We start from the raw sequence: 16,344 nt of genomic DNA on the forward strand, positions 1-16,344 counted from the left end.
ACACGACCTGCTCGAGCAGCCCCATCAGGAACGCTTTGTTCGGCAGGTCAGAGACCGGAAAACGCATCGCGTTATCCGTCTGCTCTTCGCTGTGGCGCTGGACCAGTTGTTGATTGAGGTTGTAGCTGCGCACCAGCAGACCAATCTCATCGTCATGATGCAGACGCGGCAACGCCAGCTGATGTCCAATCAAATCCTGTTGCGGAATGTTATTCAGCTCGCGGGCAATTTTGCGCAGCGGGTGCAAAATAAGGCGATTCACGCACCAGCTAATGGCGACTGTTAGCATCAGGGATAAAAGTAAGTAAATGGTCACTAACGTAGACAGCGTGCTCATCACAAACTTATACATGCGGAATGAGTCGGCCTGGAGCACCAGATATGCCAGCGGTTGCGGATTTGCAGGACGTTCAAGTGAATAGACAGGCAGCGAGATCTGCACCGGCAGTTCGAAGAGTCGGGTTATCATGACCGGAACGGGCCGTTCAGGGATAAAGCTCATGCGCAGCGCCTGAAACTGATTCGGTAGCACCACATCGGCCCGTTGCACCACCCCCGCTGGTTTGATACTGGCAAGAATCGCTTCGGCTCCGGGAATATCGGCTTTTAAAATTGAGGCAGACAGCGGTTCACGTACCGAACGGGCAATACTTTCCAGTTGCGTCGCCGTGTTGTAGCGGTTCTGCTGCACCAGATGAAACAGCAAAACGGTACAAAACAGAAACACAAACACCATGACAACGGCAGCCACCATTGCCATCTGCTTAATTGTTAACGAGCGACTGACGCGCAATATTGTCTCCCCCGGATATCCCAGATTGCCGCCCGAGTATACCCGATCGCGGCGGCATTGAGAGAGGCTGTGTCTGAAAAGGATTTTTCTGATTACCAGTCCGCGTAAGGCACCAGCGGCTGCGGCGGTAAATCCATATCGCCCTGCCAGCCTGCGGCGGAATAACGAACATACAGCAGTAAATGGCTAGGCGCGTAGTCTTTTGCCTGTTGAATATCCACCGCGGTCCCGACAAACCAGTTCGAGGTCACCCGACGCTCAATCAGCGCCCGCGCGGTATAACCAAAGCCCTGGCTGCTTCCGCCGCCGTTAGTTTGGTCGATGGCTTCCTGGTGGTAATCCGACGGAATCAGATTCAACAACGGATAACGCGGCATGGTTTTGGTGCGCGAATGCGACCAGGATACGGAACCGCCCAGTTCCCAGGACCAGTTTTCCGTCCGCTGACGCCACATTACCGGCACCGCGAAGGACAGGTATTCCTGCGGACTGTAGTAGCCACCGTGGCCCAGCGAATAACCGCTCAGGTCTTTGTCGTAGTGCCAAATCATATTGTTCAGGCCCACGGTGACACGGCGATTATTCTCGTTGATGATTTTGTAGTAGTAACCCGTCATCCACCGGACGCGCCAGTTATCCTCGACATTTTTCCCGGTTAACCGATCGGCGCCGAGTGAAGCCCAGACGCCGTTGGCTTCACCTTTGTCGTAGCTGAGGCTAATCCCGCCGCCATCAGCACGAACGCCACCCCATTTTTTACCGGTGTTGACGTCGTTGCTGTCGCCGTTGTGGCTCTGCGCATCTTTCTGTCCGCCAAAGGCCAGCAGCGAACTGGAAATCGGACGGCGGTGCGCGTTCAGGGTATAACCCAACGGCCCAATGTCATTGCTGTAACTGACGCCGCCGACCACATCGACAACGTTGAAGCCCATCGGCGTGGTGCCGATATCCCAACTCCAGGTGTCATTCTTCCAGCCAACAGCGACGCTCGCCCCCGTGTCCGACTGGCTGCGACTGCCGCTACAGTCTTCCAGCGTACAGGTGCCCCAGTTATTCTTGTAGCGACCATTGTCATCAGTCGAGAAGCTACCTGCATTCATGTTGACCAGATCGGTACGGAAGAACATGCGACCGTCCGAATACGGCGCATCCACATGCAGCATAGTGGTATGCGCTTTTAGATCAGAATAGCCGCCGGTACCGCTCGATCCCCAGTAGTCATGCTCCAGCGTGACGTTCAGATCCTGTTGACGATACAAATCCGCCGCATCGCTGCGCACGCCACGCTTCAGCCAGTCATCTTTTTCATCGTTACGGGTCAGACGGGTAAAGGTGTCATTATCCTGCGGACGCGTTGGCGTAATACCGGACGCCACCATCGCATCTTTGTACGTATCCAGCGCCTGTTGCGGCTCGCCGCTCTGCGCCTGGAAATGCGCGGCGTCACGCAGCACCATTGCGCTTTCCATTGATGGCGGCTGCGCTTTGGCCTGCGGAATCAACGTATTGAAGGTCTGTTGTGCCGCAGCGGTATCGCCAAGCTGCATTTGTGCCAGCGCGATTCGCCGCTGCATGTTGATTGACGGCGTCTGCGTTGCGGGCAGTTTTGCCAGTTGCGCTCGCGCGGCAGGCTTGTCGCCCTGGGCGATGTACACTTCCGTCAGCCCCAGCATCGCATCGACGTTATCCGGTTCGCGCGCCAGCACGGCGTCGTATGAACCTCGCGCCGCATTGTATTCCCCGCGCTGCTGCGCCCAGTCGGCCAGCGTTAAATCGAGACGGGTGGAGGCAGGCTGTTGGCGTAACAGCGCTTCTGCCTCAGCCTCCCGGCCGCTGTCGCGCAGACGATTCGCCGTTTCCAGCACCTGGTTGCTTTGCAGGCGATCGGCCAGTTCCTGAATGTTGCTGTTCCACTGACTGCGCGGCAGGCTGTTGATATGCGCCAACGCCGCCCGATCCTGATCATTGCCGGACAGGTACAGCCCATACGCATACACCTGTTCCGGATCGTTGGGTTTCTGACGCGCCAGCGCGCTCATCTGCGCATCAGCCTGACTGCGCTGCCCGGCCTGCCATATATCGCGTGACAGACGATAGGTTATCCAGACGCTCCCCGGATCCAGCGCCAGTCGGCGGCGTTGCAGTTCCGCGGCCTGTGCCCAGTTGCCCTGGTTCTCCAGCGTTTCGGCCTGCTGCGCCAGACGATCGTTTTCCAGTCCGCGTTCAATATCATCAATGCTGCGACGCTGGCTGGCAGAGAGCGTCGCAATAAACGCGGAGGCTTTCTCCGGCGACTGCGCGCGATAGAGGTTTGCCAGACCGCGTACGGCATTGGTATTGCCGCTGTCCATGCGCAACGTCTGCTGGTAATAGCGCTCGGCAGTTGGGTAATCTTTCCGCGCCATTGCTGCATCGCCCAGCCCCAGTACCGCATAGCTGTCGGTATTGTCGATGTTTCTGGCCTGTTGATAGAGACGTTCAGCCTGGTCAATATTGTTGGCTTTGAGCGCGGCATCACCCTGCTGAATCGCCAGCCAGTAACTGTTCACTTTCAGCAGGCTTTCCCACTTGCTGCGACTCCCGCTCTGCGGATCCATCGCCAGCGCTTTCTTAAACTGCGCAACGGCGCTGGCGCGATCGCCTCGCTGAGAGTAGGCCTGCCCCAGCGCACCCACGGCTTCGCTGTCGTTTTGGTTGGCTCTCACCGCCTGCTGTAATTCTGAAACCGCCCGTCCGCCCTGACCTGCGTCCACTGCCGCCAGCCCCTGCGCACGCGCGCGGAATGTCGGATCGGAAAGCTGTTTTTGCTGTTCGCTAAGCTTACTGCGTGCCGCAGCCACGCTGTCCCCCTCACTGAATACCGTGAGGTATTTTTGCAGCGCCTTCACGCTGGCATCGCTGACCGGCAGATCTTTGATCTGGGTGTACCAGATCGTGGACGCGGCATTCCGCCCGGTGTTGGATTTGGCCATCTGCTCCAGAACCACAAAGCCTTCGGCCGGGCGATCGTTATCAAACAACAGCTGTGCCAGCGTATTTTGCAATGTGTTATTGCCCGGACTGCGGGCGTTAATCACCTTGAGCTGATTAATCGCCTGATTGCGGCGGGCCGGAATTTTTGCCACCGCGCTCCAGTACTCCACTTCCAGGTCGCCTTCCGGCGGGTTGCCCTTGAATAACTTATCATAGGCGGCAACCGCCTCTGCGGCATGCCCGGTTGTCGCCTGTAGACGCGCCTGCTGTAACGACTGACGCCCATCCGGCGTCGCTAACAGCATAGTGGTTTGGGACGATTTATAGGCATTAGAACCCGGCGCTAATTGAGAAAGTCGATCAAGCTGTTTCTGCGCGCCGTCGTTATCGCCCTGACGCAGCAGGTAACGAAAGCGAGCGGCAATAACGTCAGGATTATTCGGGTCCATCAGTTCGAGGCGATAGAGCGACTGGCGCACCAGATCTTCACGGTGCGTTGCTTCTCCCAGCCGCACCTGCTCCAGCAACTGCTGTTGCGCCGACGGCGCGGCGTCGGCAAAGGGCATCAGGGCAATGCCGAGTGAAACCCCGAGTAAACTTAATTTGAACTTGCGCATTCCTGGCCCCAGTCAGGTAGTAACTCACCTTTGGCGGTGAAGCGATAACGATGCTGATCCCACCCTTGTCCGAAGAGGGTTAGCACGTAGCTGTAGTAGGCATCGCTGCCGGGGAAATGGTCTGTTACGCGCTGTCGCTGCACCGCTTGTGCGTCGCGGTTTTGCAGGAAAGGCAGTAAGGCCGCAGAAAAGCCTACCGGGCCATTGCCCTGCGCTTTGCCGCTGGCGACGTCCACTTTCTCCGGCGGGAGACCGTTTTTAGTTGTCAGGGTTGCCATCGGTTTGAATTTTGCCAGCAGCCGTGCTTTCTGCGGGTCGCCGTCATGCATCATGCCCACCCACAGATAGACGCGAATCGCGTCGTAACTGCTGACCAGCGTTTTCTCTGCCTTCAGTTGCCAGCCTTTGTTTTTCTCGTAACGAACCCAGTCCGGTGAGAAACCTTTCGGCGCCGTTTCTAACAGCAGTCGCTGGTTGGTTTCACGCAGAGTGGACCATGGCGCGCCGAAACGGGTGAAATACTGCGCCAGCTGCGGTGGCAGATAGCTCGGATTAAAGCGCCAGGTGTTGGCGTCGGCAAAACCAATCTTGCCGGGTAACAGCATGGAGCCCAGCCCCGGCACCGTCACCACTTCTTCGCTGGCAATGCGTTTCAACAAGGTTTTGCCGATCTCGGTATAGCGCGGTTCTTTCCACAAGCGTCCCGCCTCCAGCAGCGACCACGCGATCCAGATATCACCGTCAGAAGCAGAGTTGCTATCCAGCACCGCCCAGGTGGAGGGATCTTTCTGCCCCCACAGCCAGGCGGGCAGATGATCTTTTAGTGAACCTTGTGCCAGATTATTCTCTGTCCATGCCAGCAGCGTATCAAAAGCCTGGCGATCGTTAGCGGCGAGGGCAAAGAACATCGCATAGCTTTGCCCTTCCGAGGTGGTGATTTTGCGTGCGTCGCTGGGATCAATCACCCGCCCTTCCTGACTGATGTAATCCTTTTTAAAGTGATCCCACTCAGGCCAGGTACAGGCCGCCTGTACACTCAGCGCGGCCAGCATTAACACCATGACTATCCCACTTCGCAACGCGTTCATTATTTATCACTCATGATCCGGATCGAGACGGCGGCGACTGATGATGCGCAGCAGACGCCACAGTACCCAGGCCAGTAATACCACGCTGATCGCCGCCAGCACCGCTAACAGCACCGGATGGTTAGCCAGCGCGTACCACAGACGTTCAAACCACGGCAGGTGACCCACATAGTAGATCTCGCCGACGCGTAAACTGCTCACGCCAGATTCACGGATCACCGAGACGGAACCAAACATCGCCGCCCGTTTGCCGCTGTCATTGATGGCCTGGTTCAGCAACTCATAGCCGCGCGGACTATCCGCCAGCAGCGCCACCACGCTACGCTGATCGTGAAACGGCGACTGGAAGCCGACGACCGCTGCCATCGGTCCACTCGACGTTACCGTCGCCTGCGCATCCGCTTTGCGATCGGCTTCATCCGGCATGATGCTCGGGAACGTCGTCTGGCGCATTGGGGTTTTCACCCAGCTTTCTGCCGCCTGAACCAGCAGGTCGATACGCTTGTCGTCTTTCAGTTTGTCCGGGATCGAGCCGATAATCAGGATGTCCGCATCTTTGCCCTGAATCTGGCTGCTGTCATCGGTGATAGTCAGGTTAATCGCCGGGAAGCCGGTTTGCGCGCCAATAGTGCCTGTCGCGTCGAGCAGTGTTTCCATCTGCGCTTCGTTCGGCGTTTTCGGCATCACGGTGAGGGTTTCCGACAGATCCGCCATGCGGCTGAACGGGAAGCCCGCGTTCGCAAACGCGCGCAGATCCGGCATCGCTATGAAGTGGTAGTACTTCGAGAAGTCGATGGTGGAGTCGTCGCCAATCACCACATGATTCGGCACCGGCTGGAAGGTAATACAGTTTTCAACCGAGCCGCCCGGCATCGGGTTCATGTACTCGAAGTTAAACCGCAACTGGTTCATCGCGCCCAGCTTCAGCGCCGGAATGGCAACGACCGTTTTCCCGTCCAGCAGTCCTTGCAGCACCGGCAGACGCAGCAACAGACGATTGCTCTTCTCATTGCTGGTCAGACTAAAGGCTTGCAGGAACTGGTTGTTCAGACTGATATCCATGCGCGAACTGTCTTTGGTCGGCGGCGTGGTGTAACGGTAATTGAGATTCATATCAATACCGGTACTGCGCAGCAGATAGAGATCCGGCGGCAGGTTCAGCGAGACGTTGATCGCGGCAGGTTCCATCCCGGTGGACTGCAACTGCTCATCATAGGTTTTCAGTTCACCGAAGGTGACCGGGCGATCGGTGCGCACCCAGTTTGGCGCATCGTACGGTTTACGCGCCAGCAGCGGTTTCACCTCGTTGACTTCCACACGGCTTCCGCGGAAGAGAATGTTGCCCTGGGCAATCCCTTTTGCGGCCTGCAGCAGATCGTTGTCGTCACGACCGAACACCACCAGCAGTTTCACGTAAGGGTTATCCGGATGGCTGATCATTTCGATCACTGGCGCTTTCACCGGCGGATGTTCACGCAGGAAATCAGGTCGCTTGTCGTTAGTGGCAAAGACGATCGCATTACGATCTGGCAGCGTGTTGTACAGCACCGGGAAGTGCTGGCCTCGCCAGCCCGCCCGGGAACCAAACCAGGATGATACGATCGACGCCGCCTGTTGCAGGGTACGATCCGGCGAGCCGGCAAAGACCATGGGCAGCGTCACCGCGCGGTTGTCGCGTGGATCGAAGAACGGTACCGGGAAGTGCGAGAGATCGTTTTGCACTTCCAGCGTCTGGTAGGTGAGGTCCAGCATGCTGCTGCGACCGACGTCCAGCCACAGCGTACTGCTGGCCGGGTTTTCACAAACTTGCTGATAGTGGCCGACAAACTCCAGCCGCACACGGTTAAAGTCGGTGATAAACAATGGGTTGATCGGCATTTGCGCCAGCGTCTTTTTGCCCAACTGTTCCTGGGTGACCGGCAACACGCCCATCAGCTCATCGTTCAGATAGACCTTGAGCTGCGACTGTATCGGCAGCAGAGATGGCGACGGGGTGTACTCCAGATTCAGCACGGCTCTGGAGACCACTTCATCGCTACGCATGCCAAATTCAATACTGCCATTAGGGTTCACGCCACGCAGCACCATGCTGCCCGGCGGCGGCGCGATCTGCGCAAACGTCAGTTTCACGTCACGGGATGGGCCATTCTGCGCCACAATCGGCGCATCAGCTCCCTGAACGCCCGGCATCACCTGACCCACCGGCTGATTTTCATCTGCCTGTGCAGGGGCGGCCGCCGCCGGGGCCACGGTTGGCTCAGTGTTTATCAATGGTTGCGTTGCCGGCGTCGCATTCGTCATGAATGAAGGGATTGCGCTCATCCCCATTGCCACTGCACAAATCCAGGAAAGTTTTCTTTTCATCGCGTTATCATCATTGTTGAGCCATAACCTGATCCGGCTGTTGCACCGCCACCTCGTCCTGCTCCGGACGGCGTGGAATGAACGACACAACCCAGGAAACCAGAGAAGTCAGAGACCGGAAAACTATTTTCACGGAAGATGGGGAGAATTCCGCAAGATGGCGATAGCCACGGAAACCCAGCTTCAGAATATCCAACAGGCTTTCCAGCGGCTTATCTTCCGGATAGCTGTCCTGCCAGAGCGCCCATGTATCAGCACGGGCAAACGTACACTGCACAAAATCGATATGCTGTTTGGTGGTCAGCGGCATCAGTTGCAGCCCCACCTGTTCACCCCAAACGCGCGCTACCTGTGTCGGGAAGACATATTCCTGCTGGCCGCGTTTGAGCAGTAAATTCACCTTCTGCCCTTCCAGCACCTGGGCCTGACCGTTGATCTTGATCCCCAGACCGCCGTCGGAGAAATCATGGACGGTGCACGAGAACAGATGTCCATCCTCACGGGCAATCGCCGCTGGCATAGAAATTTCAACACGGTGTGAGCGGCGAACCTGTTTACTTTCAACCGATACCGCCACCGCGCCGCCGAGGATAATCAGGTTGTAGAACACCCACACCAGGCTGACGATAACAGTCAGCATTTCGTTTTCCGGCCCGTAGAAGTAACGCCAGACGCCGACCGCCACACCGAACAGGTTAAGCAGTACCAGGTAGATGTACGGACGGGAAATCACCCAGTCGACATACTCTTCTTCTACCAGTCCGCCCTTTGCAGTGACGTTAAACTTCCCTTTGTGCGGGTTGATCAGCGCCACCAGCGTCGGCGGCGCAATGTACCAGGCCAGCACCGTTTCGTAGATCTCACTCCAGAAGGAGTGGCGGTACTTGCCCTGAATCTTCGAGTTGGTCAGGCTGGCGTGAACCATGTGCGGCAGGACGAACAGCGCAATCATCAGCGCGGGCGCATAGATGATGTAAGCATGCAGTAGCAGGAACGCCAGCGGGGCGGTCAGGAAGATCAGCCGTGGAACACCTGACAGGAAGTGGAACATGGCATTGACGTAACATAATCGCTGAGCGAACTTCAGCCCTTTGCCGGTCAAGGGGTTATCGAGTCGGAAAATCTGTACCATCCCGCGCGCCCAGCGAATACGTTGACCGATGTGGGCAGACAAACTTTCGGTCGCCAGCCCTGCCGCCTGCGGAATGCGCATGTACGCGGAGGTATAACCGCGACGGTGCAGACGCAGCGACGTATGCGCATCCTCAGTCACCGTCTCAACGGCAATACCACCAATTTCATCGAGCGGTTTACGGCGAATCACCGCACAGGAACCGCAGAAGAAGGTGGCATCCCACATGTCATTACCGTCCTGTACCAGACCGTAAAACAGCGTGCCTTCGTTTGGCGTCTTGCGAAAACGTCCGAGGTTACGTTCAAACGGGTCCGGGGAGAAGAAGTGGTGCGGCGTCTGCATCATCGCCAGCTTCTTGTCTTTCAGGAACCAGCCCATCGTCATTTGCAGGAACGAACGTGTCGGCACGTGGTCGCAGTCAAAGATCGAAACGAACTCGCCTTTGGCGTATTTCAGCGCATTGTTAATGTTCCCGGCTTTGGCGTGCTCATGGGTGGTACGGGCGATATATTTCACCCCCACGATCTGGGCGAACTGGCGGAACTCTTCACGCCCGCCATCGTCGAGGATCCAGATATTGAGCTTATCTTTCGGCCAGTCGATACCCAGCGACGCGTAAATGGTGTTCTTCACTACGTGCAGATCTTCGTTGTAAGTCGGCACAAAGATATCGACCGACGGCCACTGCGACATATCTTTTGGCAGCGGCACCGGCTGGCGGTTCAGCGGCCAGACGACCTGGAAGTAACCCAGCACCAGCACAATCCACGCATAGGTTTCGGCAAACAGCAGGATCAACCCGCAGACCAGACTCACCGGATCGTCCCAGTTCAGCGTGGAGGTATAGCGCCACCAGATATAGCGGCACGATACCGTCAGCGACAGCACAATCAGCATCAGCGCGGAGAAGCGCCCCGGCATGCGGCGCACGATCAGCGCAACGCCCCACAGCAGTATCAGGAAGATGAATTGCGCCAGCGGGTTAAACGGCTGGGTCACGCATATCAGCGCCAGAATCAACGAAAAAGTGACAATAATCCCGATGATAAAGCGACGCGCGCCAGAGCTCAGGTGACCAAGCTCTTTTTGTTTATCCAGGTGCGTGGTGTTTTGCGTCACGCGTCCCGGTAGCGCATCCATCCACTGGTGATAACGCCCTCTGACGCCTTGCAGACGGGAGAAGGTTTGCCAGCGAGGCTGCGTCGTCTCCTGACGCGGCGAGGTCGCCATCAGCCAGAGGGTCTGAATGGCATAACGGGCAGGATCTAACGGGCGCGGGCGCGCGGCGTTGATATGAGGATAGAGCGCTTTACGCTCGGCACGGATACGCTGCCAGCGCGGGTGCTCCAGCGGGATGAAGACCCATGCGAGAATCACCCACAGGCAACCCAGCGCCGCGCTGAAAGGCGACGCGCCATGACGACGATAACCCTGATAGCGCTCGCTTAAGCGGGCGCTGACCGGCGGAATAAGCAACCACCGGGACAGGACACTCATGATGCGCTCCCGACAGGAGTTTTTTGACCTGCGTAATGTAATAAACACCAGTTTGCCAGCGTCAGCACTTCTTCTGCGGCCAGTGAGTCACTGCGGTATTCCCCCAACGGCTGTTTGGCCGCCATGCACTCAGCCATCGCTTCATCGCGGTGAATCACCATCGGCAGCAGACGACGCTGACTCTGTAGCCAGACCTGGTAGAGATCGTCCTGCAACTGGCTGCCAACACGTAAGTCGTTAATTAAAATATGCGCGCCCGCCGGCAGCGATTGCTGATGCAAACGGACATGGCAGTTGGTGTCGGCTTTGACAATCGCCAGCGTGTGGTCGCACTCATTGACCAGTTGTCGGGTTAACGGCGCGGAACCCGGCGGCAGATCCAGTAAAATCCATGAGTAACGCCCACTCTCTTTCAGCGCACGGATGCCCGCCGCGATGCCGCCCAGTCGTTCCAGCCAGCGGTCAGGATATTCCCGCTCCTGCGCCGTCAGTTGACCAAACGGCAGCAAATCAAGCTGCGAGGTATAACGCATCCCGCCTTCCTGCCAGTCACGACCATCAAGTATCGCTCTGGCCCAGCCGTCGCGATGAGAAAAATCGACGTTGAATGACAGGCGCAACAAATTATCGGGGCTGGTATCCACAACCAGGACGTTTTCCCCTAATAATTGCAATGACCAGGCCAGTGCAGCCGCGATCGACGTCGTGCCCACTCCGCCTCGTATGCCCTGAAGTCCCAGAATGGCCATCCACGGCTTCCTTATTGTTGTTGCGCAAATTCAGCCAACAGCGGCCAGCGTTTAATCGCGGCGGCGAGCTGTTCACGCTGGGAAATATCAGTGTAATCAAATTCTGGCAATGAAAAAGCCTGGCTTAATGCCAGGAAGTCGTTTTGAAAGGTATAGCCCAATGTTGAATCAGTTTGCGTGCCGGGTTCGTTGTCAGACATTTTGTTTTATCCCTTTGAATAGACTCGCCATGCTTCAAACATTTTTTCTTTTCGCATTCCGCTTCGTTCTCACCGAAATTCGGCAAGGCCAGATGTTGCTCATTTTCTGTCTTGTTGTTTCGTGAAAATACGCGTCATGGAATCGGAAAGGCCGATGTTACAAGGCTTCTTGCTCGCCAAATCGATTCACATGCTAAATCTGATACGTTTTAATTTCAATGTTAGGTTTATTTCTGAGCTTTCGCTAGTAAACTGATAAACAGATAAAATAGCGACCCGAGGAACGCTGTGGACCCTGTATTTTCAATTGGCATCTCATCATTATGGGATGAACTACGCCATATGCCAGCCGGCGGAGTCTGGTGGGTTAACACCGATCGCGTTGAAGACGCTATCAGCCTGGCGAATCAAACGATTGCCTTTCAGACCGTGACGGCAAAAGTCGCGGGCATTTCCATGGGCAGCGATCCCGGGAAGATATTCAAATTAGATGAATCTCACGGTCCGGAAAAAATTCAGTTATTTTCCATGCCAAATTCGGAAAAGGGTCTACAATTTATGACCCGCGATTTGCTGTGTTCCGTGGACCCGACGCATTACTTATTCATTCTTATTTGCGCAAATAACGGCTGGCAAAATATACCAGCTGAACGTTTGCGTCTGTGGCTGGATAAAATGAATAAATGGACGCGTCTCCATCACTGTTCTGTAGTGGTGCTTAACCCCGGCAATAATAACGATAAACAATTCTCTCTTTTAATGGGGGAATATCGCTCGCTTTATGGCCTCGCCAGTATGCGCTATCAGGGCGATCAGCATTTGTTTGATATCGCCTTCTGGTGTAATGAAAAAGGGGTTAGCGCTCGTCAGCAACTCACTGTCCGCCATCATGAAGGGCAGTGGGAACTGGCGCAGAAAGAAGAGGCAGAAATCCAGCCCCGTAGCGATGAAAAGCAGATCCTGAGTAATGTCGCCGTGCTGGAAGGGGCGCCGCCACTCTCCGAGCACTGGAAATTATTCGATAATAATGAAGCTTTATTCAATGAGGCGCGTACCGCACAGGCGGCAACGTTGATCTTTTCGCTTCAGCAAAACAGCCAGATTGAGCCCCTGGCACGGAGCATCCATACTCTGCGTCGCCAACGCGGAAGCGCGCTGAAAATCCTTGTGCGGGAAAACATCGCCAGCCTGCGCGCCACCGACGAACGCCTGCTATTAGGCTGCGGTGCCAATATGGTGATTCCGTGGAACGCGCCACTCTCGCGTTGTCTGACGCTGATTGAAAGCGTTCAGGGTCAGCAATTTAGTCGCTACGTGCCGGAAGATATCACGACGCTGCTGTCGATGACCCAGCCGATGAAACTGCGCGGTTTCCAGAAATGGGACGTGTTCTGTGAAGCGGTAAATAACATGATGAGCAACACCCTGCTGCCTGCCGACGGGAAAGGGGTGATGGTGGCGCTGCGGCCCGTTCCGGGTATCCGCGTTGAACAAGCCTTAACGATGTGTCGCCCGCACCGTACCGGCGATATCGTCACTATTGGCGGCAACCGCCTGGTGCTGTTCTTGTCGTTTTGCCGCGTGAACGATCTCGATACCGCGCTCAATCATATCTTCCCACTCCCGACCGGCGATCTCTTCTCTAACCGCATGGTCTGGTTTGAAGATAATCTCATCAGCGCTGAGCTGGTGCAGATGCGCTTACTGGCGCCAGAACAGTGGGGACAACCGCTGCCGCTGACCCAGAACGTGAAACCCGTCATCAATGCCGAGCATGACGGCAAGACGTGGCGGCGTATTCCGCAACCGCTACGCTTACTGGACGATGAAACGGAGCACTCATCATGATGACTATCAGCGATATCCTGCAAATCATCGTTGTTTGTGCACTGATTTTCTTCCCGCTGGGGTATCTGGCGCGCCATTCACTACGCCGGATCAGCAATACGACCCGGCTGTTATTTGCAAAACCTCGTTATGTTAAACCGGCCGGAACATTGCGCCGCGCGGTGATTTCCAGGGCAACGAAAAAATGACTCAACAAACACAAAACGCATCACTGCCTTCACCACTCTGGCAATACTGGCGCGGTCTTTCTGGCTGGAACTTCTATTTTCTGGTCAAGTTCGGCCTGCTCTGGGCGGGCTATCTGAATTTTCACCCGCTGCTGAATCTGGTCTTTATGGCCTTCCTGCTGATGCCGATTCCGCGTTACAGCCTGCATCGCATGCGTCACTGGGTCGCCATTCCGATCGGTTTTGCTCTGTTCTGGCACGACACCTGGCTGCCAGGCCCGGAAAGTATTATGAGCCAGGGCTCGCAGGTGGCAGGCTTTAGCACGGACTATTTACTCGATCTTGCCACGCGCTTTATCAACTGGCAGATGATTGGCGCCATGTTTGTCCTGTTGGTCGCGTGGCTGTTTTTATCACAATGGATTCGGGTTACCGCTTTCGTGGTGGCGATTCTGGTCTGGCTTAACGTCCTGACGCTGGCGGGTCCGAGTTTCTCTTTGTGGCCGGCGGGTCAACCGACGACCACGGTGACCACCACGGGCGGTACGGCAGCAGAAACGGTCGCGACCGCTGGAGGAGCGCCGGTCGTTGGTGATATCCCGGCACAAACCGCACCGCCGACCTCGGCGAATCTCAACGCATGGTTGAATACGTTCTACAATGCGGAAGCGAAGCGCAAAACGCCTTTCCCATCAGCACTCCCTGCCGATGCGCAGCCGTTTGAACTGTTAGTCATCAATATCTGCTCACTCTCCTGGTCCGATATTGAAGCCGCAGGGCTGATGTCGCACCCGCTTTGGTCGCACTTCGATATCCAGTTTAAACACTTCAATTCCGCCACGTCGTACAGCGGCCCGGCGGCGATTCGTCTGCTACGTGCCAGCTGCGGACAGCCCTCGCACACGAACCTGTATCAACCGGCAGGTAATGAATGCTATCTGTTTGATAACCTGTCAAAACTGGGCTTTACGCAGCACCTGATGATGGGCCATAACGGCGAATTCGGCGGCTTCCTGAAAGAGGTTCGTGAAAATGGCGGCATGCAGGCTGAACTAATGGATCAGAAAGGCTTACCTGCGCCGCTGCTGGGCTTTGATGGTTCCCCGGTGTATGACGACACCGCCGTGCTACAGCGCTGGATGGAAACCACGGAAAAAGATAAGGACTCCCGTAGCGCCACTTTCTACAACACCCTGCCGCTCCACGACGGTAACCACTATCCTGGCGTCAGTAAAACGGCGGACTACAAAACGCGCGCACAGAAATTCTTTGATGAACTGGATGCGTTCTTCACCGAGCTGGAGAAATCGGGTCGTAAGGTAATGGTGGTTGTCGTACCGGAACACGGCGGCGCGCTGAAAGGCGACAGAATGCAGGTCTCTGGCCTGCGTGATATTCCGAGCCCCTCGATCACCAACGTCCCGGCTGGCGTGAAATTCTTCGGCATGAAAGCGCCGCATCAGGGTGCGCCGATCGTCATTAATCAGCCAAGTAGCTATCTGGCCATTTCTGATCTGGTGGTACGCGTGCTTGACGGTAAGATCTTCTCCGAAGACAGCGTGGACTGGGCAAAACTCACCAGCAACCTGCCACAAACGGCTGTGGTCTCGGAAAACGCCAACGCGGTGGTTATCCAGTATCAGGACAAACCGTACGTCCGTCTGAACGGCGGCGACTGGGTGCCATATCCGCAATAACGAAAAAGGCCGCAAGGATCGCCCTTGCGGCCTGGTTCGGGCGCATGTTGCCACTGCGGCAGGCAGACGCCCATCAGCGCATTACTTCCTGCTACGTAGCCAGTTCACAACCATACCCGCAATGATATCGGCAATGGCTGGAGCCGCTATACCCTAAATAATTCGAGTTGCAGGAAGGCGGCAAGGGAGTGAATCCCCAGGAGCTTTCTCTGGTAAGTGACTGGGGTGAGCGAGCGCAGCTAACGCACCTGCAACTTGAAGTATGACGGGTATAAATCATGCCAGAAAGCCATGCCTGGCTGAGTCAACGTCACATCGCCGCCTGTGTTGCAATGGCAACCGTTCGCGGCTATCCTCAAGTTGTTGAGGTTCAAGGTAAGCCCCCGTTTAGTTGCCAGGTTTATACCAGACAACGTGCGGGGGTTTTCTCTTTCCAGCAACTCACGCCACCAGGGATCAAGCCCCCGCAACGCTGCGCCTCACCGGGAAACCCCGGCTTACCGCCGATTCTACGATAACCCGCCAGGCCCGACATCCAACATGCTTTCGCTTTGCGCGACGCCTCGCAATCAGCCAACTGGCAGAGACCTACACTCTTCTGTAGAATTGCGTCCCCTCGCGGTCATCAAGCCGTGACGGCTCTTTTTGGCAGGGGACTCCATGCAGCACGACACATCACCACTTTCCGATCACCGCATATCCGGCAAACCGGCGTCGCAGAGTTTACCGTTTACCCGCTACGATTTTGGCTGGGTGTTGCTGTGCATCGGCATGGCGATTGGCGCAGGAACGGTATTAATGCCGGTGCAGATTGGGTTAAAAGGCATTTGGGTCTTTATTACCGCCTCTCTGATTGCCTATCCGGCCACCTGGATCGTGCAGGATATCTACCTGAAAACGCTCTCCGAGAGCGAAACCTGTAACGACTATACCGATGTCATCAGCCATTACCTGGGGAAAAACTGGGGCGTCTTCCTCGGGGTGATCTACTTCCTGATGATTATCCACGGCATATTTATTTACTCGCTTTCCGTGGTGTTCGACAGCGCGTCGTACATTCGCACCTTCGGTCTGACTGACGCCGACCTTTCGCAGTCATTGATCTACAAGGTGACAATTTTTGCGGCGCTGGTGGCGATCGCCTCCGGCGGCGAGAAGTTGCTTTTTAAAATCTCCGGCCCAATGGTGGTAGTGAAAGTCGGTATCATCGTGGTGT

Annotated in this window: 10 protein-coding genes and 2 pseudogenes; 4 read left to right on the forward strand and 8 right to left on the reverse strand. The window is 56.1% G+C overall.

Going from position 1 to position 16,344, the window contains the following annotated elements; translation table 11 throughout:
* The 7 genes and pseudogenes from AB7E14_RS08485 to bcsR all read right to left on the reverse strand — a co-directional run.
* Positions 1 to 793, reverse strand: a pseudogene (locus tag AB7E14_RS08485) (biofilm formation regulator HmsP); the annotation flags it as partial.
* Positions 794 to 885: 92 nt separating this feature from the next.
* Complete coding sequence (gene bcsC, locus AB7E14_RS08490; protein WP_316962379.1) at positions 886 to 4,383, reverse strand: cellulose synthase complex outer membrane protein BcsC; 3,498 nt, start codon at positions 4,381 to 4,383, stop codon at positions 886 to 888.
* On the reverse strand, positions 4,365 to 5,471 hold the full coding sequence (gene bcsZ, locus AB7E14_RS08495; RefSeq protein WP_316962380.1) for a cellulose synthase complex periplasmic endoglucanase BcsZ: 1,107 nt from the start codon (positions 5,469 to 5,471) through the stop codon (positions 4,365 to 4,367). Before bcsZ ends, bcsC begins: the two co-directional genes overlap by 19 nt.
* A gap of 6 nt (positions 5,472 to 5,477) precedes the next feature.
* Positions 5,478 to 7,835, reverse strand: coding sequence for a cellulose biosynthesis cyclic di-GMP-binding regulatory protein BcsB (gene bcsB, locus AB7E14_RS08500; RefSeq protein WP_428169462.1), 2,358 nt, complete (start codon positions 7,833 to 7,835; stop codon positions 5,478 to 5,480).
* 10 nt (positions 7,836 to 7,845) lie between these two features.
* On the reverse strand, positions 7,846 to 10,467 hold the full coding sequence (gene bcsA, locus AB7E14_RS08505) for a UDP-forming cellulose synthase catalytic subunit (protein WP_316962382.1): 2,622 nt from the start codon (positions 10,465 to 10,467) through the stop codon (positions 7,846 to 7,848).
* On the reverse strand, positions 10,464 to 11,216 hold the full coding sequence (gene bcsQ / locus AB7E14_RS08510; RefSeq protein WP_044267245.1) for a cellulose biosynthesis protein BcsQ: 753 nt from the start codon (positions 11,214 to 11,216) through the stop codon (positions 10,464 to 10,466). Before bcsQ ends, bcsA begins: the two co-directional genes overlap by 4 nt.
* Positions 11,217 to 11,227: 11 nt before the next feature.
* A complete protein-coding gene (gene bcsR, locus AB7E14_RS08515) occupies positions 11,228 to 11,416 on the reverse strand; it encodes a cellulose biosynthesis protein BcsR (protein ID WP_042323607.1) in 189 nt (62 codons plus the stop codon).
* 288 nt (positions 11,417 to 11,704) lie between these two features.
* Between bcsR and bcsE the strand changes: the two genes are divergently transcribed.
* Genes bcsE through bcsG form a run of 3 tightly spaced genes read left to right on the forward strand, consistent with a single transcriptional unit; the run spans position 11,705 to position 15,128 of the window.
* A complete protein-coding gene (bcsE, locus tag AB7E14_RS08520; RefSeq protein WP_046401664.1) occupies positions 11,705 to 13,264 on the forward strand; it encodes a cellulose biosynthesis c-di-GMP-binding protein BcsE in 1,560 nt (519 codons plus the stop codon).
* Positions 13,261 to 13,452, forward strand: coding sequence for a cellulose biosynthesis protein BcsF (gene bcsF / locus AB7E14_RS08525; protein WP_042998550.1), 192 nt, complete (start codon positions 13,261 to 13,263; stop codon positions 13,450 to 13,452). Before bcsE ends, bcsF begins: the two co-directional genes overlap by 4 nt.
* Entirely contained in the window at positions 13,449 to 15,128 is a 1,680-nt protein-coding gene (gene bcsG, locus AB7E14_RS08530) for a cellulose biosynthesis protein BcsG (protein ID WP_316962385.1), read from the forward strand. The genes bcsF and bcsG overlap by 4 nt, the downstream gene beginning before the upstream one ends.
* 81 nt (positions 15,129 to 15,209) lie before the next feature.
* Here the strand turns inward: bcsG and AB7E14_RS08535 are convergent, their stop codons facing one another.
* On the reverse strand, positions 15,210 to 15,278 hold the full coding sequence (locus tag AB7E14_RS08535) for a type I toxin-antitoxin system toxin Ldr family protein (RefSeq protein ID WP_131724061.1): 69 nt from the start codon (positions 15,276 to 15,278) through the stop codon (positions 15,210 to 15,212).
* 510 nt (positions 15,279 to 15,788) lie between these two features.
* Between AB7E14_RS08535 and AB7E14_RS08540 the strand changes: the two are divergent.
* Positions 15,789 to 16,344: pseudogene (locus tag AB7E14_RS08540) on the forward strand (transporter); the annotation flags it as partial.

Origin of the sequence: Citrobacter sp. (assembly GCF_050252275.1) — a bacterium.
Lineage (GTDB): Bacteria > Pseudomonadota > Gammaproteobacteria > Enterobacterales > Enterobacteriaceae > Citrobacter_A > Citrobacter_A amalonaticus.